Genomic DNA, 555 nt, shown 5'->3' on the forward strand with positions numbered 1-555 from the left:
ATACGTGGGATGGAAACGAGGGATTTGATTTTCTGGGATTTCATCACCGAAAATACCCTAAACATGTGAAAGGCGGGAAGAAAGTGCACGTGATGGCACATATTCCGAGCCAGAAAGCCATGAAGAAAATGCGGGAACGCATTGAAAGATACACAGAACCGAGGAACAAACTGTATTTACAATTAGAAGAGATGGTAAAAGGTTTAAATAGAATTCTACAAGGATTCAAGAATTACTATAGCCTATCTTCAATTGGACAGAAGTGGCTCTGTAAAATAGATTGGTACGTCTTAGAACGGCTTAATCTTTTCTGGAATAAGAAAAGAAATGTTCGAAAGAAACATAGTCGTATCAAGGATTTGATGACGAAAACAACATACATACTCGTGAAAGTCGGAAGCTAGAACAAACTGAAAGCCAAAGAAAGAAGAACATCGGAAAGCCGTATGAGGGAAAACCTCACGTACGGTTTGATGAGGGGAAACTGAAACAGAAAAGGGATGGCAAAGCCACCCCTAAAGAAAATATAATCTGTTTCAGTTTTCTACTCTACTA

General features: G+C 38.9%; 1 protein-coding gene. It reads left to right on the top strand.

Annotated elements, in window-relative coordinates; translation table 11 throughout:
* On the top strand, positions 1–404 hold a 404-nt coding region (locus MR115_RS29530; RefSeq protein WP_304658057.1), incomplete at its 5' end, for a group II intron maturase-specific domain-containing protein.
* Positions 405–555: the final 151 nt, after the last annotated feature.

It is taken from the genome of Bacillus cereus group sp. BfR-BA-01309, from assembly GCF_022664315.1.
Classification (GTDB): Bacteria; Bacillota; Bacilli; order Bacillales; family Bacillaceae_G; genus Bacillus_A; species Bacillus_A mobilis.